25 protein-coding genes are annotated in these 25311 nt (G+C 73.4%); 13 read left to right on the top strand and 12 right to left on the bottom strand.

Features of this window, described 5'->3' with window-relative positions; translation table 11 throughout:
- Position 1: 1 nt before the first annotated feature.
- The gene (cysS, locus tag IEZ24_RS02470; RefSeq protein WP_129453287.1) at positions 2-1402 is read right to left on the bottom strand and encodes a cysteine--tRNA ligase; all 1401 of its coding nucleotides are present in this window, start codon (positions 1400-1402) and stop codon (positions 2-4) included.
- A gap of 110 nt (positions 1403-1512) precedes the next feature.
- On the opposite strand from cysS, the gene IEZ24_RS22200 reads away from it, so the two are divergent.
- Both IEZ24_RS22200 and IEZ24_RS02460 read left to right on the top strand, forming a co-directional pair.
- Positions 1513-2715, top strand: coding sequence for a peptidase C39 family protein (locus IEZ24_RS22200; protein ID WP_129453286.1), 1203 nt, complete (start codon positions 1513-1515; stop codon positions 2713-2715).
- A gap of 109 nt (positions 2716-2824) precedes the next feature.
- On the top strand, positions 2825-3787 hold the full coding sequence (locus tag IEZ24_RS02460; RefSeq protein WP_129453285.1) for a type IV toxin-antitoxin system AbiEi family antitoxin domain-containing protein: 963 nt from the start codon (positions 2825-2827) through the stop codon (positions 3785-3787).
- A gap of 34 nt (positions 3788-3821) precedes the next feature.
- Here the strand turns inward: IEZ24_RS02460 and IEZ24_RS02455 are convergent, their stop codons facing one another.
- Positions 3822-5339: a molybdopterin-dependent oxidoreductase gene (locus IEZ24_RS02455; protein ID WP_129453284.1), complete on the bottom strand. Its 1518-nt coding sequence runs from the start codon at positions 5337-5339 to the stop codon at positions 3822-3824.
- Between the two features lie 36 nt (positions 5340-5375).
- Between IEZ24_RS02455 and ispF the strand changes: the two genes are divergently transcribed.
- Complete coding sequence (gene ispF / locus IEZ24_RS02450) at positions 5376-5861, top strand: 2-C-methyl-D-erythritol 2,4-cyclodiphosphate synthase (RefSeq protein ID WP_129453283.1); 486 nt, start codon at positions 5376-5378, stop codon at positions 5859-5861.
- Entirely contained in the window at positions 5858-6565 is a 708-nt protein-coding gene (locus tag IEZ24_RS02445) for an IspD/TarI family cytidylyltransferase (protein WP_129453282.1), read from the top strand. Before ispF ends, IEZ24_RS02445 begins: the two co-directional genes overlap by 4 nt.
- Here IEZ24_RS02445 and IEZ24_RS02440 read toward each other — a convergent pair.
- The gene (locus IEZ24_RS02440) at positions 6546-7127 is read right to left on the bottom strand and encodes a 2-C-methyl-D-erythritol 4-phosphate cytidylyltransferase (protein ID WP_129453281.1); all 582 of its coding nucleotides are present in this window, start codon (positions 7125-7127) and stop codon (positions 6546-6548) included. The genes IEZ24_RS02445 and IEZ24_RS02440 overlap by 20 nt on opposite strands.
- A 2-nt stretch (positions 7128-7129) precedes the next feature.
- Positions 7130-7615: a CarD family transcriptional regulator gene (locus tag IEZ24_RS02435; protein ID WP_121141777.1), complete on the bottom strand. Its 486-nt coding sequence runs from the start codon at positions 7613-7615 to the stop codon at positions 7130-7132.
- 169 nt (positions 7616-7784) lie between these two features.
- On the opposite strand from IEZ24_RS02435, the gene IEZ24_RS02430 reads away from it, so the two are divergent.
- Genes IEZ24_RS02430 through IEZ24_RS02420 form a run of 3 tightly spaced genes read left to right on the top strand, consistent with a single transcriptional unit; the run spans position 7785 to position 9730 of the window.
- Positions 7785-8495 carry a UbiA family prenyltransferase gene (locus IEZ24_RS02430; protein WP_129453280.1) on the top strand — a complete coding sequence of 237 codons (711 nt, stop codon included), beginning with the start codon at positions 7785-7787 and terminating at the stop codon, positions 8493-8495.
- A gap of 21 nt (positions 8496-8516) precedes the next feature.
- Positions 8517-8990 carry a copper chaperone PCu(A)C gene (locus IEZ24_RS02425; RefSeq protein ID WP_129453279.1) on the top strand — a complete coding sequence of 158 codons (474 nt, stop codon included), beginning with the start codon at positions 8517-8519 and terminating at the stop codon, positions 8988-8990.
- Positions 8987-9730: a phosphoglyceromutase gene (locus IEZ24_RS02420; protein ID WP_129453278.1), complete on the top strand. Its 744-nt coding sequence runs from the start codon at positions 8987-8989 to the stop codon at positions 9728-9730. Before IEZ24_RS02425 ends, IEZ24_RS02420 begins: the two co-directional genes overlap by 4 nt.
- A 144-nt stretch (positions 9731-9874) precedes the next feature.
- Here the strand turns inward: IEZ24_RS02420 and IEZ24_RS02415 are convergent, their stop codons facing one another.
- Positions 9875-10183: a hypothetical protein gene (locus IEZ24_RS02415; protein ID WP_129453277.1), complete on the bottom strand. Its 309-nt coding sequence runs from the start codon at positions 10181-10183 to the stop codon at positions 9875-9877.
- A gap of 151 nt (positions 10184-10334) precedes the next feature.
- Between IEZ24_RS02415 and IEZ24_RS02410 the strand changes: the two genes are divergently transcribed.
- Positions 10335-14615: an nSTAND1 domain-containing NTPase gene (locus IEZ24_RS02410; protein ID WP_129453276.1), complete on the top strand. Its 4281-nt coding sequence runs from the start codon at positions 10335-10337 to the stop codon at positions 14613-14615.
- A gap of 13 nt (positions 14616-14628) precedes the next feature.
- Here the strand turns inward: IEZ24_RS02410 and phoU are convergent, their stop codons facing one another.
- On the bottom strand, positions 14629-15279 hold the full coding sequence (gene phoU / locus IEZ24_RS02405; protein ID WP_129453275.1) for a phosphate signaling complex protein PhoU: 651 nt from the start codon (positions 15277-15279) through the stop codon (positions 14629-14631).
- A 132-nt stretch (positions 15280-15411) separates the two neighbouring features.
- On the opposite strand from phoU, the gene IEZ24_RS02400 reads away from it, so the two are divergent.
- From IEZ24_RS02400 to IEZ24_RS02390, 3 genes are all read left to right on the top strand, one after another.
- Positions 15412-16644, top strand: coding sequence for a sensor histidine kinase (locus IEZ24_RS02400; RefSeq protein WP_129453274.1), 1233 nt, complete (start codon positions 15412-15414; stop codon positions 16642-16644).
- Entirely contained in the window at positions 16641-17318 is a 678-nt protein-coding gene (locus IEZ24_RS02395) for a response regulator transcription factor (RefSeq protein ID WP_129453273.1), read from the top strand. Before IEZ24_RS02400 ends, IEZ24_RS02395 begins: the two co-directional genes overlap by 4 nt.
- Before the next feature lie 169 nt (positions 17319-17487).
- A complete protein-coding gene (locus tag IEZ24_RS02390) occupies positions 17488-18441 on the top strand; it encodes a DMT family transporter (RefSeq protein ID WP_242498356.1) in 954 nt (317 codons plus the stop codon).
- Here IEZ24_RS02390 and IEZ24_RS02385 read toward each other — a convergent pair.
- The 4 genes from IEZ24_RS02385 to IEZ24_RS02370 all read right to left on the bottom strand — a co-directional run bounded on the left by IEZ24_RS02385 (position 18438) and on the right by IEZ24_RS02370 (position 21634).
- On the bottom strand, positions 18438-18962 hold the full coding sequence (locus tag IEZ24_RS02385) for a type III secretion system chaperone family protein (RefSeq protein ID WP_129453272.1): 525 nt from the start codon (positions 18960-18962) through the stop codon (positions 18438-18440). The two genes, IEZ24_RS02390 and IEZ24_RS02385, sit on opposite strands and share 4 nt — an antisense overlap.
- The gene (gene mshA, locus IEZ24_RS02380; RefSeq protein WP_242498355.1) at positions 18959-20215 is read right to left on the bottom strand and encodes a D-inositol-3-phosphate glycosyltransferase; all 1257 of its coding nucleotides are present in this window, start codon (positions 20213-20215) and stop codon (positions 18959-18961) included. The genes IEZ24_RS02385 and mshA overlap by 4 nt, the downstream gene beginning before the upstream one ends.
- Positions 20216-20331: 116 nt before the next feature.
- On the bottom strand, positions 20332-20703 hold the full coding sequence (locus tag IEZ24_RS02375) for a hypothetical protein (protein ID WP_129453271.1): 372 nt from the start codon (positions 20701-20703) through the stop codon (positions 20332-20334).
- 37 nt (positions 20704-20740) lie between these two features.
- A complete protein-coding gene (locus IEZ24_RS02370) occupies positions 20741-21634 on the bottom strand; it encodes an RNase H family protein (protein WP_207206677.1) in 894 nt (297 codons plus the stop codon).
- A 25-nt stretch (positions 21635-21659) separates the two neighbouring features.
- Between IEZ24_RS02370 and IEZ24_RS02365 the strand changes: the two genes are divergently transcribed.
- Both IEZ24_RS02365 and IEZ24_RS02360 read left to right on the top strand, forming a co-directional pair.
- Positions 21660-22412, top strand: coding sequence for an SDR family NAD(P)-dependent oxidoreductase (locus tag IEZ24_RS02365; protein WP_129453269.1), 753 nt, complete (start codon positions 21660-21662; stop codon positions 22410-22412).
- Between the two features lie 20 nt (positions 22413-22432).
- Positions 22433-23128, top strand: a complete 696-nt coding sequence (locus IEZ24_RS02360; protein WP_129453268.1) for an aspartate/glutamate racemase family protein — start codon at positions 22433-22435, stop codon at positions 23126-23128.
- On the opposite strand, the gene IEZ24_RS02355 is transcribed toward IEZ24_RS02360, so the two are convergent.
- The gene (locus IEZ24_RS02355; RefSeq protein ID WP_129453267.1) at positions 23125-24018 is read right to left on the bottom strand and encodes a WD40 repeat domain-containing protein; all 894 of its coding nucleotides are present in this window, start codon (positions 24016-24018) and stop codon (positions 23125-23127) included. The genes IEZ24_RS02360 and IEZ24_RS02355 overlap by 4 nt on opposite strands.
- A gap of 34 nt (positions 24019-24052) precedes the next feature.
- On the bottom strand, positions 24053-25252 hold the full coding sequence (locus IEZ24_RS02350) for an SAM-dependent methyltransferase (protein ID WP_242498354.1): 1200 nt from the start codon (positions 25250-25252) through the stop codon (positions 24053-24055).
- Positions 25253-25311 lie beyond the last annotated feature (59 nt).

Genomic DNA, 25311 nt, shown 5'->3' with positions numbered 1-25311 from the left:
CTCACACGCTCCACTTCGGGCCGGTCGGGGTGTCCTCGACCTCGACACCGGCCGCCTTGATCCGGTCGCGGATGGCGTCGGCGCGGGCCCAGTCCTTCGCCTCGCGCGCCGCCGTCCTCTCCTCGAGCAGTCCCCTGACCAGGGCGTCGACGACCTCGGTCAGCCGGTCGTCCGAGCCGCGCTCGGCCCACGCCGGGTCGGCGGGGTTGAGGCCGAGGACGTCGAGCATCGCGATCACCTCGCCGAACTTCTGGCTCAGCGCGTCGGACGCCCCCTCGGCCAGCAGCCGGTTGCCCTCACGGACCGAGTCGTGGATGACCGCGACCGCCGCCGGCGTGCCGAGGTCGTCGTCCATCGCCGCGACGAACGCGTCCGGCATCGCCGCGAACCAGGCGCCGACGACCGGCGCGGCCCGGTCGAGGAAGTCCTCGACCCGGCGGAACGCCTTGGCCGCCTCGTCCAGCGCCTCGAAGCTGAACTCGACGTGGGAGCGGTAGTGCGCCGCGACCATGTAGTAGCGCAGCTCGATCCCGCGCACCCGCTCGAGCACGGACGGGATGAGCAGCGAGTTGCCGAGCGACTTGCTCATCTTCTCGCCGGCGGTGGTGATCCAGGCGTTGTGCAGCCAGTAGGACGCGAACGGCCGCCCGGCCGCGCGCGACTGGGCCTGCTCGTTCTCGTGGTGCGGGAAACGCAGGTCGACGCCGCCGCCGTGGACGTCGAAGGCGGGGCCGAGGTACTTGCCGGCCATCGCCGAGCACTCGATGTGCCAGCCCGGACGTCCGGGGCCCCACGGGGAGGGCCACGACGCGGTCTGCGGCTCGGAGTCCTTCTTCCACCCCTTCCACAGGGCGAAGTCGCGCGGGTCGCGCTTGCCGCGCGGGTCGGCGTCGCCGGCGGGCTCCATGTCCTCGAGCTTCTGACGGGTCAGCTCGCCGTACGCCGGCCAGCTGCGCACGTCGAAGTAGACGTCGCCGCTGCCGTCCTCGGCGGCGTAGGCGTGCCCGCGCGCGATGAGCTGCTCGATGAGCTCGACGATCTCCGGCACGTGCCCGGTCGCACCCGGCTCGTAGGTCGGCGGCAGCACGTTGATGGCCGCGAGGGCCGCGTCGAGCTCGCGCTTCATGGCGGCGGCGAGGGCGTACCAGTGGACGCCCTGCGCGGCCGACTTCGCGAGGATCTTGTCGTCGATGTCGGTGACGTTGCGGATGAAGTCGACCTCGTGGCCGGTGGCGGAGAGCCAGCGCCGCAGCACGTCGAAGTTGACCGCCGAGCGCACGTGGCCGACGTGCGGCTCGGACTGGACGGTGAGACCACACACGTAGATCCCCGCCCGGCCGGGGACCAGGGGGACGAAGTCGCGGGTCTCGCGCGTCGCGGTGTCGTGGAGCCTCAGGGTCACCGGGCAAGTCTAGGGGTGGAGGGCCGATCGGCTGGCTTCCGCGGGTGCGGCCGCGGGACCGAGCCTGTGACTCCTGAGACGTGTGGGACTTCTCGGGTTATCGTCGACCGGTGCTCCGACGTGCCGCCACCCTCGTCCTTCCCCTGCTCCTCGCCACGGCGCTGGTGCCCCCAGCGGGCGCCGCGACCCAGACCGAGGCGCGCAAGCGGGCCACCCCGCAGGTGCAGCTGACCTCCTGGAGCAGCTACGCCGAGCTCAAGGCAGGCACCCGCAAGGGCCTCAAGATGGGCCGCGGCCAGGTGGCGCTGCGCAGGCCGAAGCCGCGCACGGTCGCGGGCAAGGCGTACGAGGCCGGCACCTGGACCTCTCCGTGGGCCACCCCGGGCTTCGGCGCGACCGCGCTCGTCCCGAGCTGGGAGGCGACGACGCCGGGCAAGAGCCTGGTCAGGGTCGAGGTCCGGGCCCGCGACGCGAGCGGGCGCACCGGCACGTGGGACACCGTCGCCGACTGGAACCTCACGAACCGCCCCGTCTCCCGACGGACCTACTCCGGCCAGACCGACGACCTCGGCCAGGTCAGCGCGGACACGTGGCTCGCCGCAGGCTCGGTGACGTCGTGGCAGGCGCGGGTGACGCTGATGCGGCCGCGCGGGTCCGGCCTCGCCGTGAGCCTGGAGCGCGTCGGCGCGGTGGCCTCGGCAGACGCCGACGCCGCCCGGCCTCCCTCGAAGCCCGGGCCTGCCGCCGGCACCGTGCTCGCGGTCCCGACGTACTCCCAGATGGTCCACAGCGGCCACTACCCGAAGTGGGGCGGTGGCGGTGAGGCGTGGTGCTCGCCGACCTCGACGGCCATGGTGCTCGCCTACTACGGCATCTCCCCCAGCCCGCGCGGCATCACGGCGGGCCACGCCGACGCCGTGGTCGACCACACCGCCAAGATGGTCTACGACCACGGCTACCGCGGCACCGGCAACTGGGCGTTCAACACCGCGTACGCCGCGACGCTCGTCGCCGGCGACTCCTACGTCACCCGGCTGCGCGACCTGCGCGAGGCCGAGGACCTCATCGCCGCAGGGGTGCCGCTCATCGTCTCGATCGCGTTCGGCCGCAACCAGCTCAGCGGTGCGCCGATCTCGGCGAGCAACGGCCACCTGCTGGTTGTCGTCGGCTTCGAGGCCGACGGCGACGTCGTCGTCAACGACCCGGCCGGCGCCACCAACGCCGAGGTGCGCCGCGTCTACGACCGCGCCCAGTTCGAGCGGCTGTGGATCGCCGCCTCCGGCGGCACGGCGTACGTCATCCGCAACAGCTGACACTGGGGAGTCCCGGCTCGCCGTGAGCAGGCCACCGCTCCCCGAACCACTTGTCCACAGGCTCCGGGCCGGCGGGTGTGCGCTGGCCGCCGTCGGGCATCGGGTGCCCATGGACCTGCCGCCCGCCCTCACCGCCGTCCTCCGCGCCCAGGACGGCGTGGTGAACCGACGCCAGGTGCGGGAGCTCGGCCTGAGCAAGCCGCAGGTCGAGACGCTGCTGCGCCGGCGCTCGCTGACCGCGGTCCACCCCGGCGTGTACGTCGACCACACCGGCACCCCGCCCTACGCCCAGCGCTGCTGGGCCGCCGCGCTGTACGCCGAGCCCGCCGCGCTGGCCGGACGCCACGCGCTGCCCGAGCCGCCGACCTCGCCCGGCGAGCCGATCGAGGTGGCGATCGACTGGTCGCGTTGGGTCGGCACGCGTCGTGGCATCCGGATCACCAGGATGCGCGACCTCGACGACCACGTGGCCTGGAACCGGTCTCCACCCCGGTTGCACCTCGAGACGGCGGCGATCGTCGGTGCCGACCGGGCGCGGACCGACCACGAAGCCATCGCGCTCCTGTGCGAGCTCGTCGGGTCACGACGTACGACCGCGAGCCGCCTCGCCTCGAGCCTCGCCGAGCGGCCCCGGCACTCGCGCCGGCAGCTGGTGGCCGCGCTGGTCGACGACCTGGCCGCGGGCACCCATTCCGTGCTGGAGAACGGCCTGCTCGAGCGCGTCCTGCGCCCGCACCGGCTCCCTGTGCCCACGCGTCACCAGGCCCCGGAACGGGGGCGGCGCGGACGCGAGTACCGCGACATGCTCTTCGAGGACCTCGGCGCGCACCTGGAGCTCGACGGCGGGCACCACGACGGCAGCGCCCAGAAGGACGACGACGCCGACCGCGACCTGCAGGACATCGCGGGCGGGCTCGTGGTGCCGCGGCTGAGGTACGCCCAGGTCTTCGGCTGGCCCTGCCGTACGGCGCGGTTGCTGGCCGGGTTCTTCGCGCTCCGCGGCTGGGCGGGCAGCGCCCGACCGTGCTCGCCCGGGTGCGAGGTGGGATCGGGGAGTCCCGGCTCGCCCTGAGCAGGCCACCGCTCCCCGATCACGGCTCGGACGGTCACACGGCGCTGAACTCGATGGCGTGCCAGCCCGTGGCGCCGTCGGGGTCGGTAGCCCGTACGACGCTCGTCTGGGTCTCGCCGTCCTTGCCGGTGGCCCGCACCCGGACCTCGTGGTCGCCCTCCGCCACGTCGAGGGTCACCGCCCACTGGACCCACGTGTCCACCGACGGCACCCCACCGAGCTCGGCGGCCGTCCACTCGCCCCCGTCGACCTGCACCTCGACCGACTCGATGCCCGTGCGCTGGTGCCAGGCCACGCCGCCGAACGACACCGGACCGGCCGGCACCTCGTCGCCGCCGCGCGGGACGTCGATGCGCGAGGCGATCTTGACCGGTCCCTCGGCCGACCACCCGCGCGTCGTCCAGTAGCCGGTGGACTCGGCGAACGTGCTCACCCGCAGGTCGACGACCCACTTGGTGGCCGACACGTAGCCGTAGAGGCCGGGCACGATCGTGCGCACGGGGAAGCCGTGCTCGATCGGCAGCGGCCGGCCGTTCATCGCGACGGCGAGCATGGCGTCGCGGTCGTCGGTGAGGGCGGCGAGCGGGGTGGCGCAGGTCCAGCCGTCGTGCGAGGTCTGCAGGACGCAGTCGGCCTCGTCGGAGACGCCGAGGTCGGCGAGGAGGTCCGCGATCCGTACGCCGCTCCAGCGGGCGTTGCCCACCAGGCCCCCGCCGACCTCGTTGCTCACGCAGTTGAGGGTGATCCACGACTCGGTCATCTGGCGCCGGACCAGGTCGGAGTAGCTGAGGGTCAGCTCGCGCTCGACCAGTCCGTGGATGCGCAGCGACCAGTCCTCCGGCTCGATGGTCGGCTTCGCGATGGTCGTGTCGATCAGGTAGAAGTCCTCGTTGGGCGTCTGCCACGGCGCGATCCCCTCGAGCCCGACGGAGGTGTCGGCCGGGGGTTGGCGCCGCGTCACCCCGGGGATGCGGAGCAGCCGGCGGCTCACCTCGACGTGGCGGCGGCCCGCTCCCACCAGCCGGCCGGCGACGGCGATCCCGACCGCTGCGACCGACACCACCCCGGCGACGACGAGGAAGACCCGCCGCTCGTGGGACTCCAGGTCGGGCCGGCTCAGGCCGCGGTGCAGCGCGTCGGTGAGGGCCGAGTGGAGCGTGACCCAGGTGACCAGCCCGACCGCGACGGGCAGGACGTCGACCGGGCCGGCGCCACGCTGGACCAGCACCGCGACCAGGCCCACGCCGGCGAGTGGGAACCACACCAGGAGGGGCGCCCACCAGCTGCGCCGTGCCAGCATCCCCGCCAGCGCGAAGAGGGCCAGCAGCACGAGCAGGATGACCGCGACGAGGAACGGCTTGTCGAAGAGCCCCAGGATCGAGATGGCGCTCTCGACCACCGGCCCGGGCGTGAGCCTGATGACCAGCTCCGCCACGGCCACGACCGGCGACTCGCGGATGGTCAGCACCATCGCCGTGGCATAGCTGGTGGCCAGGCCTGCGAGTCCGGCGAGGACTCCGGCCAGCACCCAGGGCGGACGGCGAGTGGTCACGCTCCCATTGTGACGGGCGTCGGGCATGATGCCGACGTGACCTCACCCTTCCCCACCCCGAGCGTCGGGATCGGCACCGACGTGCACCGTCTCGTCCCGGGTGTGCCCATGCACCTCGCCGGGCTCGCGTGGCCCGACGAACCGGCCGGCCTGGAGGGCCACTCCGACGCGGACGTCGCGGCCCACGCCGCCTGCGACGCACTGTTCTCCGCTGCCGGACTGGGCGACCTCGGCAGCCACTTCGGCACCGCCGAGCCGGAGTGGGCGGGCGCCTCCGGCGCCACGCTCCTGGCGGAGACCGCACGACGCGTACGTGCCGCCGGCTGGGAGATCGGCAACGTCGCCGTGCAGGTCATCGGCAACGTCCCGCGGCTCGGGCCGCGGCGCGACGAGGCCACGGCGGCCCTGTCGGCCGCGGTCGGCGCCCCGGTCAGCCTCTCGGCCACGACGACGGACGGCCTGGGCCTCACCGGTCGCGGCGAGGGCGTGGCGGCGATCGCGACCGCGCTGGTCACGCGGTGACGGCCGACCCGCCCGCCACGGCCGTGGTGATCCTGGCCGCGGGGTCGGGGAGCCGGGTCGGCGCCGAGGTCAACAAGGTGCTGCTGCCGCTGCGCGGGGTGCCCGTCCTGGTGTGGTCGCTGCGCGACGCGCTCGCCCTGCCCGGCGTACGCCGGGTGCTGCTCGTGGTGCGGCCCGAGGACCGGGCCGCCGTCGGGGAGGCCGTCGGCCCCCACCTCGGCGATCGCGAGGTGCTGGTGGTCGACGGCGGGGCGACGCGGCACGCCTCGGAGTGGGCCGCGCTGCAGGTCCTCGCCGCCGACGTCGAGTCGGGCGAGGTGGAGGTCGTCGTCGTCCACGACGGCGCTCGTCCGCTGGCGGGCCTGCCCCTGTGGCAGGCCGTCGTCGAGGCGGCCCGTGGGTCCGGCGGGGCCGTGCCGGTGGTCCCGGTGACCCAGCTGGTGCACCACGACCTGGCTCCGGTCACCGAGTCGCTGGGCGGGGTCCAGACGCCGCAGGCGTTCCGCGCCGGCGACCTGCTCGCGGCCTACCGGGCCGCAGCACGGGAGGGGTTCGAGGGCACCGACACGTCCGCCTGCATGGCGGCGTACGGCGACGTCGTCGTCACCGCGGTCCCCGGGAGCTCCCTGAACCTCAAGGTCACCTTCCCCGAGGACGTCGCGCTCGCGGAGGAGCTCAGCCCGCTCAGCGGAGCGGAAGCGTGAGGGCCTCGAGGAGCCGTACGTCCTCGTCCGTGGCCACCCGCCGGCCCTCCGGGGGCGCCTCGACGGTCTCGACCTGGTGACCAGCCGCGACCAGGTCGCCCACGGCCCGCGCCAGGTCGGCGGACGGTCGTCGCGCGAGCGACGCCACGACGGCGGCGGGCAGGACCAGGGGTGAGGCGATCGCGAGCAGGCCGTCCCGGTCGAGGGTCTCCCCCACGACACCGTCGGCCACGACCTTGACGGTGTCGGTCACCGGGCGTACGCCGACCACCGGGCGGCCGGTCTCCCGTGCCCGCTCGAGGCAGGCGGTGATGAAGGCCGGCGGGGCCATCGGGCAGAGCGCGTCGTGCAGGACGAGGTCCTCCCCGGCCTCCACGAGCCCGGACCACGGCACGCTGGCGTCGACCAGGTCGACCCCGGCCTCACCCAGCGCCCAGGCGGCGCAGGCCACCAGCGCCTCCCCGTGGACCAGCGTGTAGGGCAGGGCGCCCCGGTCCTCGTCCAGAACGAGACCGAGGCCCCGGGGAACGTCGTCCCAGGGGCCTCGATCGGCGTCGTTCACGCTCAGGAGGCGAGCACCTCGTCGAGCATGGCCTCGGCCTTGTCCTCGTTGGTCTTCTCCGCCAGGGCGAGCTCGGAGACCAGGATCTGGCGCGCCTTGGCCAGCATCCGCTTCTCGCCGGCCGAGAGGCCGCGGTCACGCTCGCGGCGCCACAGGTCGCGCACGACCTCCGACACCTTCATCACGTCACCGGAGTGCAGCTTCTCCAGGTTGGCCTTGTAGCGGCGCGACCAGTTGGTCGGCTCCTCCACGTGGGCCGCGCGCAGCACGTCGAAGACGCGGTCGAGGCCCTCCTTGTCGACGACGTCGCGGACGCCGACGAGGTCGAGGTTGCAGGCCGGCACTCGCACGACCAGGTCCTGCTGGGCGACAATCCTGAGGACGAGGTACTGGCGGTCCTCTCCCTTGATCTTCCGCATCTCGATGTCCTCGATGACTGCGGCCCCGTGATTGGGATAGACGACCGTTTCGCCGACGGTGAAAGTCATATGTTCAGTTCCCCTTCCTAGGTGAGCATTCTAACACGGGTTCGAACCTGCTCCCGACGCGTTTGCGCAGGTCAGAGGCCCTATGCGGGCTTGACATATCCCGGGTCCATGTGGTGCGCACCCGTGTCGGACCGGGCGCCGGGCCCTCCGTCGGGCCATACTTCGGCCCATGCCCCGGGCCCTGCCGACGACGCCGTCGCTGCTCCTCGTCCGGGCGGCCCATCCGCGCCAGGCGCTGGCGACCGCGGCCGCGCTCGCCGCGGCGGCGGCCGTGGCCGGCAGGCCGCTGCGCGAGGTCGGGCTCGTCGCGGCGACCGTCCTGGTCGGCCAGTCCGTCCTCGGCTGGGCCGACGACCTGACCGACCGCCGGCGCGACACCCGGCGCCGCCCAGACAAGCCCCTCGCCGGCGACCGGCTCGACCCCGGCACCGTGTGGTTCGCGCTCACCTGCGCGGTCCTGCTGGTCGTGCCGCTCGCGGTGGCCCACGGCCAACGCGCGGGAGCGACGTACCTCGCCCTCCTCGCGGTCTCCGCGATCGGCGACCGACTGCTCCACGCCCGGCCGCTGTCGTTCGTGCCATGGGTGGCGAGCTTCGCGCTCTACCCCGCGTTCCTGGCGTACGGCGGGTGGGGCGGCGTCGGCACCACCACGCCACCCACCGTGGTCATGGTCGCCCTGGCCGCGGCGCTCGGGCTCTGCGTGCACGTGCTGCTCGCGCTGCCGGGCCTCGTCGACGACCACGAGGAGGGCGAGCGGTCGCTCCCGATGCTCCTCGCGCTGCGGACCGGCACCCCGCGCCTGCTCGTGCTGGCGGGCGTGCTCACCGCGCTCGTCGTCGCGGCCATCTTGATCGCAGGGCGGACGGTCGGGCTGACCTGAGCCGACGCTAGGCTGTCCGCCATGCGACTTCGACCCCTCGCGACCGCCGCCGCGGTCATCGCGCTCGCCGCACCACTGACCTCCTGTGGCTTCGACTACGCCACGGAGCGCGACTACACCCCGGGCAGCGGCGCCAACACCCGCGAGGGCGAGGTGGACGTCCTCTCCGCAGTGGTCGTCTCGGCCGCCGAGGGCTCGGGCACGTTCATCGCGTCCCTGTCCAACAACGACCGCTCGGAGGAGCAGAGCTTCACCGGCATCGCCGGCGCCGAGGGTGCGATGGTCGAGGTCGCGGAGTTCGAGCCGGTCACGATCCCGGCCGGCGGCCTGGTCAACCTCGCCGAGCCGCCCGCCGAGATCGTCCTGACTGGCGAGTTCACCGCGGGCGACGTGGTCCCGCTGTCCTTCGACTTCGGCAACGGCGAGCGCGTGCAGCTCAACGTCCCCGTCGTCGCCGACGACACCGGCTACTGGGAAGGCATGGACGCCTCATGACGTACACCCTGGTCCTGCTCCGCCACGGCGAGAGCGAGTGGAACGCCAAGAACCTCTTCACCGGCTGGGTCGACGTCGCGCTGACCGAGAAGGGCGTGCGCGAGGCCGTGCGCGGCGGCGAGCTGATGCGCGAGGCCGGGCTGGACGCCGACGTGGTGCACACCTCGCTCCAGCGCCGCGCGATCAGCACCGCGTGCCTGGCCCTCGACGCCGCCGACCGCCACTGGATCCCGGTCAAGCGGTCGTGGCGCCTCAACGAGCGCCACTACGGCGCGCTCCAGGGCAAGGACAAGAAGCAGACGCTCGAGGAGTACGGCGAGGAGCAGTTCATGCTCTGGCGCCGCTCGTTCGACACCCCGCCGCCGCCCATCGAGGACGACGACGAGTGGTCGCAGGCCGGCGACCCTCGCTACGCCGACCTCGGCGCCGAGATGCCGCGCACCGAGTGCCTCAAGGACGTCATCGCGCGCTTCCTGCCCTACTGGGAGGCCGAGATCGTGCCGGACCTCCGGGCCGGGAAGACCGTGCTGGTGGCCGCCCACGGCAACAGCCTCCGCGCACTGGTCAAGCACCTCGACGGCATCTCCGACGAGGACATCGCCGGGCTCAACATCCCCACGGGCATGCCGCTGGTCTACCGCCTCGACGAGGACCTGCGTCCCACCGTCGCCGGCGGCGAGTACCTCGACCCCGAGGCGGCGGCGGCCGCTGCCGCAGCCGTCGCCAACCAGGGTCGCTGAGCTGAGACGAGCAGCCGACAGCGAGGAACGAGCTGTCGGCGTGGGCTCGGCCAGATTGAGCAAGCCCCGCGGCTGACGAAGGAAACCGCGACGGGCGCGTCGAAATCCGGCGCGGTCCGTCCACGGCCCGTAGGCGAGCCCGCCTCACGGCCCGTAGGCGAGACCGGGACGGGGTACGCCGCCTGCGGGCTGCGAGACGACGCCCCCGCACCGGGGCTGGAAGCCGTCCAGGGCGACGTTCCACCGCGACTGCAGCAGGAAGCACTGGCGGTCGCGGACCTCTCCGACGAGGACGGACTGGGCGGGCTCGGCCGGTGCGACCGGCTCCGGCACCGCCTGGACCGCGGCCGGCAGGACCAGGATCGCGGCGATGGCCGCGGCCCCTGCGACACCCGCGGCGGCCGACGGCCACCACCAGCGACGCGAGTCCGAGGTGAGTGAGTAGCTGTTCATCAGGTGCTCCTTGGGAAACGGGACCGGCTGTCCCGGATCCCCCCGTTCTGGCACCGCCCGGTATCGAGCCCGCTCCGGACCGGTACCGCACTGGTATCGACCGGGTATCGCCGCCATTGACCGGGGTCTCGCGCAGGTCGACCCTGACGAGATGGACATCGCAGTCCTCGGCCCCCTGCTCGTGGCGGGTGCCGGCAACGTGAGCCGGCGGGACCGGGTGGTCCTGGCGGCACTGGCCGTGCGTGCGGGCCACCCCGTGCGGACCGAGGAGCTGGTCGACGCCCTCTGGGGCGAGCACCCGCCGTCGTCGGCGCACAAGATCCTCCAGGGCTGCATCGTGCGACTGCGCAAGCTGCTCGGCGTCGAGGCGATCGAGACGTCGGCGCGTGGCTACGTGCTCGCACTGCCGCCCGACCAGCTCGACTCGCAGCGCTTCGAGCGACTCGTCGTACGCGCCCGGGAGCTGCTCGTGCTCGGCCAGCCCGACCGCGCGTCGTACCAGCTGACCGAGGCGCTGGCGTTGTGGAACGGGGAGGCCTTCGCCGACCTCGAGGAGTGGCCGCCGGCCATGCGCGAGGCGCGGCGGCTGGACGAGCTCAGGCTCGAGGCCGAGGAGCTGCGCGTGGATGCGCTGCTCCGCGCCGGGCGCCACGCCGAGGTCCTCGCAGACGTCCAGGCCCTGGTGCGGGCGGCACCGCTGCGCGAGCACCGCTGGGTGCTCCAGGCCCACGCGCAGTACATGGCCGGGCAGCAGGGCGAGGCGCTCCGGACCCTGCACCAGCTCAGGTCGGTGCTGGTGACGAGGCTCGGCGTGGACCCGGGACCCGACGTGCTGGCCCTCGAGGAGGCCATCCTGCGCCAGGACCCGTCCCTGCTCAGCGGAGGGCCGTCCGCGGCTGCCAGGAGCACGTGTCCCTACCAGGGGCTGCAGGCCTTCGACGTCGACGACGCCGATCGCTTCTTCGGGCGGAGCCGCGACGCCGAGGCCTGCCTGGAGGTGCTGCGACGTACGTCCCTGCTCGCGCTGGTCGGCCCGTCCGGCTCCGGCAAGTCGTCGCTGATGCGCGCCGGGGTGGGTGCGGCGCTGCACGCGCGGGGGACGCCCACGGTGGTGGTCACCCCGGGGGCCCGGCCCGTGGAGGCCCTCGCCGACCTGACCTCGGCCGTGCCGGGCGCCGCGCTGCTGGTCGACCAGTTCGAGGAGGTGTTCTCGCTGTGCGAGGACGTCGCGCAGCGCCAGGAGTTCCTCGAGACGGTCGCGGCGGAGGCACGTACGCGCCTGGTCGCGATCGCGCTGCGGGCCGACCACCTCGCCCACCTGTCCGCGCACGCCGAGTTCGCCCGGCTCGTCGAGCGGGGCCTCTACATCGTCGGCGGGCTGGGCGAGGAGGGGTTGGCGCAGGCGATCGAGGCGCCTGCCCGCCAGGCCGGCCTGGTGGTCGAGGCGGGGCTCGTCGACCTCCTCGTGCGCGAGGTCAAGGACGACCCGGGCGCACTCCCGCTGCTCTCGCACGTGCTCCTCGAGACCTGGCGACGCCGCGAGGGCAACACCCTGACCGTCTCCGGCTACCGCGCCTCCGGCGGCATCCACGGGGCCGTCGCCCAGTCGGCGGAGGCGCTCTACGCCCACGTGGCCGTCGACCAGCGCCACACCCTGCGCGACCTGGTCCTGCGCCTCGTCGCGCCCGGTCCGCAGGGAGAGCCCGTACGCAGCCGGGTCCCCCGCCGGATGGTGGCCACCGACACCGATCGCGACCACCTGATCGAGCAGCTCGTCGCCGCCCGCCTGGTGACCAGCGACGACGGCGTCCTGGAGCTCACCCACGAGGCGCTGGCGCGGGTGTGGCCCCGCCTGCGGGGCTGGCTCGACGACGACGTCGAGGGCCAGCGGATGCTGCACCACCTGTCCGCCGCCGCGGACGCCTGGGACTCCATGGGCCGACCCGCGAGCGAGCTCTACCGTGGCGTCCGGCTGGCACGCATCCGGGACTGGCGGGCAGGGTCGTCCACCACCCTGACGGACACCGAGCAGGCGTTCCTCGCCGCGTCGCACGAGCAGGCCGAGCTGGAGGAGCGCAGCGCGGAGGAGCACGCGCGGGCCCAGGCGCGGCTGATCCGCAGGCTGCGCGTCGTCCTGACCGGCGCTGTCGTGCTGCTCGTCCTCGCGCTCGCCGCGGGCGGGGTCGCGGCCGTCCAGTCGAAGCGGGCCGGGGACAACGAGGCGCAGGCGATCTCCTCGAGGCGGGCCGCGGAGCGGGGCGAGTTCAGCGCCATGGTCCGCCAGGGCGCGCTGCGCGCCGTGGCGACCGACGACGTCGACCTCTCGCTGCTGCTCGCCGTGGCGGCGAACCGGCTCGATCCCTCGCCGGACTCCGCCAGCGCCCTGGGGCAAGCGCTCTCCCGCACCCCGGGACTCATCTCGTCCGTGGTCATCTCCGGCGAGGAGTGGATGGGGGTGGACCTCGGTCCGGACGACCGGACCGTGGCGATCGTCGACGGCTTCCACCGGGTGCAGGTGCTCGACGCGCAGACCGGCGTGGTGGGGGCCGCGCGGCAGGTGGGCGCCGCCAGGGAGGATCCCCAGCCTCGTTCGATCGAGTTCAGCCCGGACGGACGCACGCTGGCAGTGGCCACGACGACGGGGTCGCGTCGAGCGGTCGCCGTCCTCGATGCAGGAACCCTCGCGGCAGCCGCCCGGCTCGCCGACCTGCCGAAGGGGACCTGGCGGGCCACCAGCCTCTCCCACAGCCAGGACGGCCGCTTCCTGGCCGCCTCCCTGGAGAGGCTCGAGCACGGGGAGGAATCCCTGGAGACCGCGTCCACCTGGGCGGCCGTCTGGCGCCTGGACCGCCCGCGACCTCCCCGGCTCGTGCGCCTCTCGGGCACGCGTCGCCCATCGGTGGAGCTGAGCCCCGATGGCGGCCTCCTGTACGCCCTGCCCGACCGGGTCGTCCACGACCTCCGCACGGGCGAGCGCCGGTCGTTCTACCCGCACGAGGTGGGCGACGGCACGCTCGCGCTGAGTCCCGACGGGCGGTGGCTGGCGTTCGGGGCAGGCCACGGCGAGGGAACCGTCGTGGTCGACACCAGGTCGCTGGAGGAGGTCCAGCGGCTGGCATCGCCCCACGAGGTCATCGACGTGAGGTTCAGCGCCGACAGCCGCCGGCTCCTCGCCACGGGCTTCGGCCAGCCGCGGCCGGCCCAGGTCTGGGAGGTGGCCACCGGCCGGCAGGTCGCCGACCTGGCGCTGACGGGACGGTCCGCCATCTCCGTCGACCTCGACGCCGCAGGCGACACCGTCGTCAGCGCCGAGGGACACAAGGCGATCGACTCCCTGCGTCGTTGGGACGTCACGGGCGGTCGTCGCTACCTCCGCAGGATCGCAGTCCCCCGGCTCCCGTGGCCCGAGCGACGCCCGATGGGCGCCTGCGTGGCCGTGACGTCACCGGGCGGGGCCTGGGTCACGTACGAGCTCTGCAACCCGGCCGGCGACGGCCTCCCCGGTCCGTACGTCTTCCTCGACGTGGATCGTCGGCAGGCTCGCACCGCCCCTCGAGCGATGCCCGCGTGGTCGACCGGCGCCGGCAGCTGGCGAGCGGACCAGCCCACGTTCCTGCGGGCCAACGGAGACACGATCCACGAGTTCGATGCGCTGACGGCGCGAGAGACGGGATCGCGCCGGATGGGCTCCGTGGTCGGCGACGTGGCGTACTCCCCGGACGGCACCGTGGCCGTCGCCGGCGAGGTCAGTGGCGACATCACCCTGCTGGACGCCGACACCCTGGAGCCCGTGGACCGTCCGATCACGCTCGACGGCTCCGCCGTGCACCTGGGCCTCGGCCCCGACAACCGCACCGGGTTCGTCATGACCTCCGACGAGCCCGCCGGTCTGTTCTGGGCGTCCTGGCCGAGCAGGTGGGCCACCTTCGACCTGCAGGAGGGCACGGCGTCCGAGGAGAGGGAGATCGGGTTCTTCGGCAACCTCGCGCAGATGTCACCGAGGGGTGACCGTGCCGTGATCACCGGGCTCGAAGGCGGGGAGATCCTCGTCCTGGACCTGACGACCGGAGAGCCCGTGCGCCCGTTCGCGGTGGCGCACGCCGGCAACGTCTCCTACGCGGAGTTCTCAGCGGACGGGGCCCGGCTCGTCACCGCCGCGGAGGACGGCTCCGTCGTGCTCTGGGACGCCGGGACGGCCACGCCGGTCGGTCGCGTCTCGCTCCCCAGCCCGGGCCGTCTCGAGGTCGGGTTCAGGCCGGACGGCACCCTGCTGCTGGTGCCGCTCACCGAGCCCGCGCTCTATGTCTGGGACCCGGACCCCGAGCGCGCCATGGCCTTCGCCTGCCGTGCTGCCGGCCGCGAGCTCACCGAGGACGAGTGGAAGGAGGCCTTCGGCAACCTGCCGTCCCGCGAGATGTGCGCGGACTCCTGAGCGGAGCCGGCCGTCAGTCCTTGGCCGGCACCTCACCGGTGACGACGAAGACGACGCGGTTGGCCACCGACACGGCGTGGTCGGCGATCCGCTCGTAGTAGCGGCCGAGCAGGGCGATGTCGACGGCGGCCTCGACGCCGTGGTGCCAGTCGGTGGAGAGCAGCTCGGTGAAGCTCTTGCGGCGCAGCTGGTCCATCACCTCGTCGTCGCGACCGAGCTCGATGGCCGCCTCGACGTCGCGGTCGATGATGATGCTGCGCACGCGACGGACCATGTCCTCGGCGGTCGCGGCCATCTTCTCCATCGTCGGACGGAGCTCCTCGGGCACTGCGACCGACGGCACCCGCAGCCGCGCGATCTTGGCGACGTGGACCGAGAGGTCGCCCATCCGCTCGAGCTCGCTGACCATCCGCAGCGCCGAGACGACGATCCGCAGGTCGCCGGCGACGGGCTGCTGGAGCGAGAGCAGCGCGAACGCGGTGTCGTCGACCCGCTCGCGGGCCGCGTCGATCGCCTTGTCGTTGCCGATCACCTGCTCGGCGGTGTGCACGTCGCCGGTCATCAGCGCCTTGGTGGCCTCGCGTACGGCGACCTCGACCTGTCCGCAGATCTCGGACAGGTCGGCGAAGATGCCGTCGAGCTGGTCATGGAAAGCCTCACGCATGTCGCGCACTGTAGGCAGCCCAAGCGAACAGATGTACGTACCCGATGAACGACGGGTGAACAGTGCGTGCCGGCTGCGGATCGGGGTGTCCATCGGGGCCGGCCGCGGGTGCGCGATGCGTACGATGAGAGCGTGGATCCGACGATGCAGGCCGCCCTCGCGGCGGTCATCGGGGCCGTCGTCGCTGGAGGCGCCGTGCTCGCGTGGCACATCAGCGACCGCCAGCGCCACACGCTGCCTGAGGTCGAGGAGCCGGTCGTGCAGGCGGGCGTCGCCGCGGTCCTGAGCATCCTGCGCTCCAGCGCGGTCGTCGTCGACGAGACCGACCACGTGCGCAAGGCGTCCGCCCCGGCGTACGCGTTCGGCCTGGTGCGCGGCGACGCGGTGCTGGTGCCGGAGCTGGTCGACCTGATCGCCCAGGTGCGGCGCGACGGCCAGATCCGCGAGCGCGACATCGACCTGCCCGCGCCCGACGCCGGCTTCACCCGTACGCTCACCGCGCGCGTGGCCCCGCTCGGAGCCCGGCTGGTGCTGGCCCTCGTCGAGGACCGGACCCGAGAGCGGCGCGTCGAGGCGGTGCGGCGCGACTTCGTCGCCAACGTCAGCCACGAGCTCAAGACCCCGGTCGGCGCCATCCGGCTGCTCGCCGAGGCCGTCACCGACGCCGCCGACGACCCGGAGGCCGTGCAGCGCTTCGCCGGCCGGATGCTCACCGAGAGCGACCGGCTCTCCAAGCTCGTCCAGCAGATCATCGAGCTCTCCCGCCTGCAGGGCAACGACCCGCTCGAGACCCCCGTGATGGTCGACATCGACGCCGCGGTCGCGACCGCGGTGGACACCAGCGCCATGGAGGCGGCGGCCAAGAACATCGTCGTCGACTCGCGCGGCGAGCCCGGCCTGGAGGTCTTCGGCTCCCAGGAGCAGATCGGCGCGGCGATCAGCAACCTCGTCGCCAACGCCGTCGCCTACTCCAACGAGGGCTCCCGGGTCGTCGTCACCACCCGCGCGGAGGGCGCGAAGGTGCAGATCTCCGTGGTCGACCAGGGCATCGGCATCCCCGCCGAGGACATCGACCGCATCTTCGAGCGGTTCTACCGGGTCGACCCCGCGCGGCACCGCTCCACCGGCGGCACCGGCCTGGGCCTGTCCATCGTCAAGCACGTCGCGGCGACGCACGGCGGCGACATCTCCGTCTGGTCGGTGCAGGGCCAGGGCTCCACCTTCACCCTCACCCTCCCCCACCACGCCGAGCCCGGCCAGGGCTCGGGACAGACGACCACCCCGGTCGAGGTCGTCGCCCCCGAGCGGCCCGCGAGCGGCACCGCACCCATACCCCCCAGAACACAGCAGGAGACCACCACATGACCCGCGTACTCGTCGTCGAGGACGAAGAGAGCTACAGCGACGCGCTCGCCTACATGCTCCGCAAGGAGGGGTACGAGGTGGCGATCGCCGCCGACGGCACCACCGCCCTCACCGAGTTCGACCGCTTCGGACCCGACATCGTCCTCCTCGACCTGATGCTCCCCGGCGTGCCGGGCACCGAGGTGTGCCGGCAGATCCGGCAGACCTCCTCGGTCCCGGTCATCATGGTCAGCGCCAAGGACGACGAGGTCGACAAGGTCGTGGGCCTCGAGCTCGGCGCCGACGACTACGTCACCAAGCCCTACTCCCCCCGCGAGCTGGTCGCCCGGATCCGCGCCGTCCTGAGGCGCGGCCACGAGCCCGACCTGGCCCCCGACACCCTCGAGGCCGGCCCGGTCCGGATGGACGTCGAGCGCCACGTCGTCACCGTCGACGGCACCGAGCAGCGGCTGCCGCTCAAGGAGTTCGAGCTCCTCGAGATGTTCCTGCGCAACCCCGGCCGGGTGCTCACCCGCGGCCAGCTCATCGACCGCGTGTGGGGCTCCGACTACGTCGGCGACACCAAGACCCTCGACGTCCACGTCAAGCGGCTGCGCGCCAAGCTCGAGCCCGACCCGAGCGAGCCCAAGTACCTCGTCACGGTGCGCGGGCTCGGCTACAAATTGGATCTGTGAGTCCTGTGGCAACCACCGGCCAGCCGGTGGTTGCCGAGCTTCTCGCCCGTTGCAACGGGCGAGAAGCTCACGAACCACCGGGTGACCGGTGATCCTGACCGGCGGGATGTCGGCGTGCGGCGTCCGAAATGCGCTGGCGGGTCGTCATGACCGTACCTAGCCTTGACTCGTGACCGCCGCCAGCCAGACCACCCCACCGCCCGCCGGGACCACCACCGGGAGCACCACCGGGAGCACCGGGACCGGCACCACTCCCGCGCCCTGGCTGCCCGTCGCGGCCGGAGCGGTCACGCTGGTCATGTGGGCCTCGGCGTTCGTGGTGATCCGCCACGTCGCCCACGACGTCAGCCCGGGGGCCCTCGGCTCCGGCCGCCTGCTGGTGGCGGCCCTGGTCGTGCTGCCGCTGGTCCTGCGCCGCGGCTGGGTGCGCCCCACCCGGCGCGAGTGGACGCTGCTGACCGTCGGCGGGATCGGCTGGTTCGGCATCTACAACCTCGCCCTCAACGCGGGTGAGCGCCACGTCGACGCCGGCACCGCGGCGATGATCATCCAGATCGGTCCCGTGATCGTGGCGCTGCTGGCCGTGCCGCTCTTCGGCGAGCGGCTGCACGCGTGGCTCCTGGGCGGCATGGTCGTCGGCTTCGCCGGCGTCGCGGTGATCGCGCGCGGCTCCTCCACCTCGGCCGACGCGAGCCTGGCCGGCGTGCTGCTCGTCCTCGTCGCGGCCGCCATGTACGCCGTCGGGGTGCTCACCCAGAAGGTGCTGCTGCGCCGCATCCCGTCGGTCCAGGTCGTCCTGGTGTCGTTCCTGATGGGAGCGGTGACCTGCCTGCCGTTCTCCGGTGACCTCCCGGGGATCGTCGCCGACGGCGGCGCCGAGCTCTGGTGGATCGTCTACCTCGGTGTCTTCCCGACCGCGGTCGCCTTCACGACGTGGGCCTACGCACTGAGCCACACCGACGCGGGCGCGCTGTCGCTCACCACGTTCCTCGTGCCGCTGATCGCGACGCTCGTCGCGTGGCTGACCATCGACGAGGTGCCGCCTTCCCTGACCTTCGTCGGCGGCGCGCTCGCGATCGTGGGCGTGCTGATGACGCGGCGCAGGCCGCGGGCGGCGCGCTAGGCGGACGGCTGCGGGTCGGTCCCCGCCTCGAGCCAGCCTCGGAAGGCCTCGAGGTTGCGGGTGGACTCCCCGCGCGAGATGCGCCACTCCCACTCCTTGCGGATGGAGGAGGCGAAGCCGAGCTCGAGGATCGCGTTGAAGGACTCGTCGGCGTTGGCCAGCACGGAGCCGAGGATGCGGTCGAGCTCGTCGGGCTCGACCGACGCGAGCGGCAGGCGGGCCTCGAGGTAGATGTCGCCGTGCCGGTCCACGGCGAACGAGACGGCGTACATCCGCAGGTTGCGCTCGAGCAGCCACCGGTGCACCCGGGCGTGGTTCTCGTCGGGGTTGCGGCAGACGAACGCGTGGACGGCGAGCGCGTGCGCGCCGACGTCGAGGCGTACGGGCGTCTGGAGCTTCTTCTCCCCCGGCAGGGTCAGCGAGAAGCTGGCCCCCTCGACGCCCTCGCGGGTCGTCTCCTCGTGCTCGATCTCGTTGTCGGCGAGGTAGGTGCGGAGGGTCTCGACGGCCGTGGAGGTCATGACGCCATCACAGCATGCATGCGGCTGCCGGCCCGCTCGTACGCCTCGAGGGTGCGCTCGGCCGTGCGCTCCCAGGAGAAGTCCTGCGCGTGGGCGACGGCACCGCGCCCGAGCCGCTCGACGAGCGCCGGGTCGTCGACCAGGCGGCGCAGCGTGGCGGCCCAGTCGCGGGGGTCGTGGGTGTCGACGAGCAGTCCGCTCACGCCGTCGCGCACGACCGTCGTCAGTCCACCGACGGCCGCGGCGACGACGGGGGTGCCGGTCGCCTGCGCCTCGACGGCGACGAGGCCGAAGCTCTCGTTGTAGGACGGCACCGCGACGGCCGTGGCGGCCGACGACCACACGGCCAGCTCGGCCTGGGTGACCGGCGGGACGAACCGGACGACGTCGGCGATGCCGAGGTCGTCGGCGAGGTCCGCCAGCGCGGTGGGATGCTCCAGGCCCGACCCGGACGGCCCGCCGACGACCGGCACGACGAGCCGGTGGCGCAGGGTCGGGTCCTGCTCGAGCAGCACCCCGACGGCCCGCAGCAGCACGTCGGGCGCCTTGAGCGGCTGGATCCGGCCGGCGAAGAGGAGCACCGCCGCGTCCTCGGGCAGGCCGAGCTCCCGGCGGGCCTCGGCCCTGCCGCGCGGGGCGAAGACGGACAGGTCGACGCCGGGGTGGATGACCTCCACCGCGTCGGGGCTCGCGCCGTAGAGGTCGACGAGCTGGCGTGCCTCGGTGTCGGTGTTGGCCACGAGCAGGTCCGCGGCCTCGACGACCTGCTCCTCGCCGATGACCCGGGAGAGGGGCTCGGGGGTGTCGCCGTCGGCCAACGCCTCGTTCTTGACCTTGGCCATCGTGTGCATGGAGTGCACGAGCGGCACGTTCCAGCGGTCGCGGGCCAGCGCGCCGACCTGACCGGAGAGCCAGTAGTGGGAGTGGACGGCGTCGTAGTGGCCCAGCGGCTGCATCGCCTCGGTGCGCAGCACCTCCCGCGCGAAGGTGCAGAGCTGGCCGGGCAGCTCACCCTTGGCGAGCCCCTCGAACGGGCCGGCCGCGACGTGGCGCACGAGCACGCCGTCGGCGGCCTCGACCACCTGCGGCAGGCTCGAGGAGGTGGCGCGGGTGAAGACGTCGACCGCGATGCCCTGCGCGGCGAGGCGCCGGGAGAGCTCGATGACGTAGACGTTCATCCCACCCGCGTCACCCGTGCCGGGCTGGTCCAGGGGTGAGGTGTGCAGGCTGATCATCGCCACCCGCTGGCCCACGCTGCCTCCTGGGATGTCTCGAAAGGTCACGGCACCCGATCCGGGCACTCAGGGCACAACCTCACGGGCAGCCCGGAGATTCCCGCGACCTTCGACACACCCTCCCGCGGGGCGGGTCAGCGGGCGTGCGCGCCGGCCGACGGCCGCCCGGAGGCGTTGCCCCGACCACGCAGCAGCGAGATGCCGCCGATCAGCGCGGCGACCACGCCCCAGAACCCGTCGTACCAGGGGGTGTCGGCGGGCCGGAACGCCTCGATCAGCGACAGCGTGAGCAGCCCGGACGCGAGCGCGACCACCACCCGCATCGCCACGGCGTCGCTCTTGACCAGCGTGGCGCCGAAGACGGCCGACGCCGCGAGCAGGCACGCGAGGCCGACGAAGTGGAGGGTGCTCGCGAGCGGGTCGCTGCCGCCGCCGAGCAGCGCGTGGACGATCCACAGCGCGCCACCCAGGAGGGAGAGGACGGCTGCCAGCCTTGCGGGAAACACCCCGAGAGTGTGCCACGCCACACCCCTGCGGGCTGGATCAGGGCTCGTCGGTGCCCTGGTGGAACCGGGCCTGCCACTGCCCGCCCGAGCGCACCCACAGGGTGCTGCGCAGGGTGGAGCGCTCGTCGGTGGACGTACGCCACAGCAGCAGGATCGTGTCGGGGCCGAGGCGGGCGGTGGAGACGACCTCGAAGTGCACCGGCTCGATCGGACCGATCACGTCGAGGGTCTCCTCGCGGGTCCACAGCCGGCCGGAGCGGCCCACCTCCTGCCAGTCGGGGTGCAGGAGGGCGGCGACCGCGGCGCGGTCCGAGCGCACCTCGTCGCTCAGCAGGGCGCGCTCCATCGCGACCACGTGCTCCTCGTCGGTGGGCGCGACGTCCAGGTCGTCCGCGGCGAGGCCCGAGAAGAGATCGGGCTCGGGCTCGACCTGACCGACCTCGGCCGCAGGGTGGGCGGTCGTGCTGCCGCTGAAGCCCGGGCCGGGGTCGGGCTCCACGCCGCGCTGGTAGGCCACGGCCGCTGCGTTGGCGCGCCTGTCGGCCGCCTCGTTGAGCTCGTGGCCGGCGTGGCCCTTCACCCACTCGAAGTGGACGCGGTGGCGCCGGCCCTCCATGGCCGCGTCGATCGCCTTCATCAGCTCGACGTTGAGGACGGGCTTGCCGTCGCTCTTCTTCCAGCCCTTGCGCTTCCACCCCGGCATCCACTTGGTGACCGAGTCGATGACGTACTTGCTGTCGCAGAAGACCCGCAGCTCGTCGTCGAGGTGGGCGGTCTGCTGGAGGAGGTCGAGCACCGCCATCAGCTCGCCCATGTTGTTGGTGCCGTGGGGCCACCCGCCGGAGGCCCAGCAGTCGTCGTCGACGTACCACGCCCACCCCGCGGGGCCGGGGTTGCCGAGTGCCGAACCGTCAGCCGCCGCGATGATCACTGGCCCATCTTGGCAGGATGGCGGCATGAGCGATGACAGCACCCAGTCCCGCACGGCCGTCGTCACCGGCGCCTCCAGCGGCATCGGCGCCGCGACCGCCCGCGCGCTCGCCGCGCAGGGGTTCCGGGTCGTGTGCGCCGCCCGGCGCACCGAGCGCATCGAGGCGCTCGCCGCGGAGATCAGCGGCGTGGCCGTCACCTGCGACATCACCGACGCAGGCTCGGTGGCCGCGCTGGCCGCGGCGGTCCCCACCTGCGACGTGCTGGTCAACAACGCCGGGGGTGCCGTCGGCGTCGACCGCGTCGACCAGGCCGACGTCGAGGCCTGGCGGCACATGTACGACATCAACGTCCTCGGCCTGGTGCGGGTGACCAAGGCGCTCCTCCCGGCGCTGCGCGCCAGCGGCGACGGGGTCGTCGTCAACGTCGGCTCGACGGCGGGACGCTGGGCCTATGAAGGGGGCGGCGGCTACACCGCCGCCAAGCACGCCGTGAAGGTCGTCACCCAGACGCTGCGCCTCGAGCTCAACGGTGAGCCGATCCGGATCAGCGAGGTGGCACCCGGCATGGTGCGCACCGACGAGTTCGCCCTCGTGCGCTTCGGCGGGGACCGCGAGCGTGCCGAGGCGGTGTACGCCGGGGTGGACCAGCCGCTGCTCGCCGAGGACGTGGCCGACGCGATCGCATGGGTCGCCACCCGGCCCTCCCACGTCGACATCGACGAGCTGGTGATCAAGCCGCGTGCCCAGGCTGCGGCACACAAGGTGCACCGGACGTGAGAGATGGCAGACTGCCGCGCGTGAAGACCATCGGACTCGTCGGCGGCATGAGCTGGGAGAGCAGCGCGGTCTACTACCGCGACCTCAACCTCGGGATGCGGGAGCGGCTCGGCGGGCTGTCCTCGCCCAAGCTGGCACTCACCACCGTCGACTTCGCGGAGGTCACCCACCTCGAGGACGACGAGCGCTGGGACCAGGTCGGGCTCCTGCTCGCCGACGCCGCGCGCCGCGTCGAGCGCGCCGGCGCGGACTTCCTGCTGCTGTGCACGACGACCTTCCACAAGGTGGCCGACCAGGTGGAGGAGGCGGTCGGCATCCCCGTGCTGCACCTGGCCGACGTCGTCGCCGAGGCCGTCAAGGCCGCCGGCGTGGAGAAGGTCGGGCTGATCGGCACCAAGGTCGCGATGTCGGAGTCGTTCTTCGTCGACCGGCTCGAGAGCCATGGCCTGTCGGTCCTGGTGCCCGACGCCTCGCACCACGACTTCCTCAACGACGCGATCTACGAGGAGCTCGTGCACGGCGTGGTGCTTCCCCGCACGCGCAACCGGGTGGTGTCGATCATCGAGGAGCTGTGGGACGCCGGGGCCGGGGGCGTGCTGCTCGGCTGCACCGAGCTCGAGCTGCTGGTCAAGCAGGCCGACGTCGAGCTGCCCGTGTTCCCGTGCACGACGCTGCACGTGCAGGCAGCGCTCGACGCAGCGCTGGCCGAGGACTAGAGCGGCACGCCCCTCGCGACGGCGAGCCAGCGCAGCGCGGTCCAGGCCGGACCCGCCAGGTCGGTCGGGCCTGCCTGCGGCGGCAGGTCCACGGCGAGCACCTCCGACCGCGCGCCCTCGGTGCTGACCAGCACCTGACCCGCGGCGTACGCGACCCCCTCGCCCTGGTCCTGCGGAGGCAGCTCCCACGACGCCACGGGCTGCCACGACGGGTACGCCGTGAGGTGGGCCGTCGAGTAGGTGCGCATCACGACGCCTCCGCCACCGGGCAGGAACGTCGCGTCGGTGACGATGCCGGGCGCCTCGGCGACCTCGACCAGCCGGTGGGGCCGGTCGGCGCGCAGCCGCGTCGGGGCGGCGTACACGGTCCCGGCGAAGACGCCCTTGGTGACCACGTGCAGCCGCCCGGTCAGCGGGTCGGCGAGCAGCGCCTCGGCGTCGCGCGGGCCGTCGGGGTAGACGAGCTCGTACGCCTCCGGCGTGACGGTCCGCTCGCCCGGCCCGACCGGGACGCGCAGCACCGCCACGGAGTCGCGCACCCGCCGGTTGTCGCCGATGTCGGCCACCCACACGTGCCCGCGCCCGGCCGGGGCGAGCGCCTCGACGTCGAGCGGGTCGGCGTCCCAGGACGTCACGCCGACCGTGCTGCCGGTGGCGGTGTCGACGGTGAACACGCGTCCGGAGTCGCCGGAGTCGTTGACGGTGTGCACGAGCCCGCCCCGCGCGGTGGCGGTGAAGGCCAGCCCGCTGGACTCGACGATGTCGGGGTCACCGAAGCGGAGGACCGGGGTGCCGGCCGGGTCGGGTGCCCCCGCGGCCGCGCCCAGCAGGAAGGGCAGGGCGACGGCCACTCCGACCGACGCGCCGACCGCCACCCGTCCCGCTCGCACGTCGCCACCGTAGCCGCGTGACGGTGGTGGTGCCTCAGCCGCCGAGCAGCTCGCCCAGCCTGGGCCGTACGCCCCACGCGGCGAGCAGCTCGTCGTACTCGCGGGACGCGCCCGCGCCGTCGGCACCGGTCCGGACGGCCCGCAGGAGGGTGTTGCGGGGCGTGTGGGCGCTCTCGACGAACTCCACCACGTCCACGCGGTAGCCCTCGCGGCGCAGCAGCGAGGCGCGCAGCGCGTCGGTGAGGGTGTCGGCGAAGCGCTCGCGCAGGATGCCGTGGCGGGTCAGCATCGCGTAGGGGCCGGGCGCCTCGGCGGTGCGCAGCTGCGCCGCGATGTCGTGGTGGCAGCACGGCGCGGCCAGCACGAGGGGCGCCTGCCACTCCAGCGCCCGGTGGAGCGCGTCGTCGGTCGCGGTGTCGCAGGCGTGGAGGGCGAGCACCACGTCGGGCGCGAGCTCGAGCTGGGCGTCGGCGATCGAGCCGACCACGAAGTCGGCGTCGATGCCGAGCCGCTCGGCGACCTGCGCGTTGTGGTCCGCGGACTGCTGCTTCACGTCGACGCCGGTCATCCGTACGGGCCACCGGCGGCTGAGGTGGGCGTGGGCGGCGAAGGTGAGGTAGGCGTTGCCGCACCCGAGGTCGACGACCCTCAGGGGCTCCTCGGCCGTGGGGGTGCGTACGCGTCCTTGCGCGATCGCGTCGGAGAGGCCGGCGTCGAGCAGCCGGACGAACTCCTCCACCTGGCGGTACTTGGCCTGCCGCGTCGGCTTCACCCGGCCCTGCGCGTCGCTGATGCCCAGCGCGACCAGGACCGGGTCGTCCTCGGCGAGCAGCCGGTCCTTGGGCCGGTCGTGCTCGCGCGCCGGCGCGACCTCCTCGGCGCGGGCCGAGGTGTGCAGCAGCGGCACCCCCTTCTTGGTGACCCGCAGCTGCAGGGTCGCGGTGACGGTGTCGACGTGCCAGTTGGCGAAGGGCTCGGCGAGCAGTGCGTCCACCGCGGCCTCGGCGGCCTCGCCGAGGGGGTGGTTCGCGGTGTGCGCCTGCGTCGCGTCGTACGACGTCACCTGCAGGTGGCGACCGGCCTTGAGGTCGACGACACGGACCTCGACGCGGCGCACCTCGCGGCCGCCGACCCGTGGCACCGGCTGTCCCTTGCGACGGCCGCTGGCCAGTGCGCGGACGAGGTGGTCGGCGTCGAGGATCGCCCTGCGGAGGGTGTCGAGCTCGTCAGCCACCGGCAGCGCTCACAGGAAGGCTCACAGGAAGGCTCACAGGAAGGCTGCGAGGACGACGA

Origin of the sequence: Nocardioides ganghwensis (genome assembly GCF_014779655.1) — a bacterium.
Classification (GTDB): domain Bacteria; phylum Actinomycetota; class Actinomycetes; order Propionibacteriales; family Nocardioidaceae; genus Nocardioides; species Nocardioides ganghwensis.
The sequence above is the reverse complement of the archived record's forward strand: the minus strand, read 5'-3'. Positions and strand labels throughout refer to the sequence as shown.

Excerpts from the sequence above, each read along its gene's own strand:
- IEZ24_RS02460 (WP_129453285.1), top strand. The coding sequence starts at position 2,825 with ATGGACCTGCCGCCCGCCCTCACCGCCGTCCTCCGCGCCCAGGACGGC.
- IEZ24_RS02435 (WP_121141777.1), bottom strand. The coding sequence starts at position 7,615 with ATGACTTTCACCGTCGGCGAAACGGTCGTCTATCCCAATCACGGGGCC.
- IEZ24_RS02430 (WP_129453280.1), top strand. The coding sequence starts at position 7,785 with ATGCCCCGGGCCCTGCCGACGACGCCGTCGCTGCTCCTCGTCCGGGCG.
- IEZ24_RS02425 (WP_129453279.1), top strand. The coding sequence starts at position 8,517 with ATGCGACTTCGACCCCTCGCGACCGCCGCCGCGGTCATCGCGCTCGCC.
- IEZ24_RS02420 (WP_129453278.1), top strand. The coding sequence starts at position 8,987 with ATGACGTACACCCTGGTCCTGCTCCGCCACGGCGAGAGCGAGTGGAAC.
- IEZ24_RS02415 (WP_129453277.1), bottom strand. The coding sequence starts at position 10,183 with ATGAACAGCTACTCACTCACCTCGGACTCGCGTCGCTGGTGGTGGCCG.
- IEZ24_RS02410 (WP_129453276.1), top strand. The coding sequence starts at position 10,335 with ATGGACATCGCAGTCCTCGGCCCCCTGCTCGTGGCGGGTGCCGGCAAC.
- phoU (WP_129453275.1), bottom strand. The coding sequence starts at position 15,279 with ATGCGTGAGGCTTTCCATGACCAGCTCGACGGCATCTTCGCCGACCTG.
- IEZ24_RS02395 (WP_129453273.1), top strand. The coding sequence starts at position 16,641 with ATGACCCGCGTACTCGTCGTCGAGGACGAAGAGAGCTACAGCGACGCG.
- IEZ24_RS02385 (WP_129453272.1), bottom strand. The coding sequence starts at position 18,962 with ATGACCTCCACGGCCGTCGAGACCCTCCGCACCTACCTCGCCGACAAC.
- IEZ24_RS02365 (WP_129453269.1), top strand. The coding sequence starts at position 21,660 with ATGAGCGATGACAGCACCCAGTCCCGCACGGCCGTCGTCACCGGCGCC.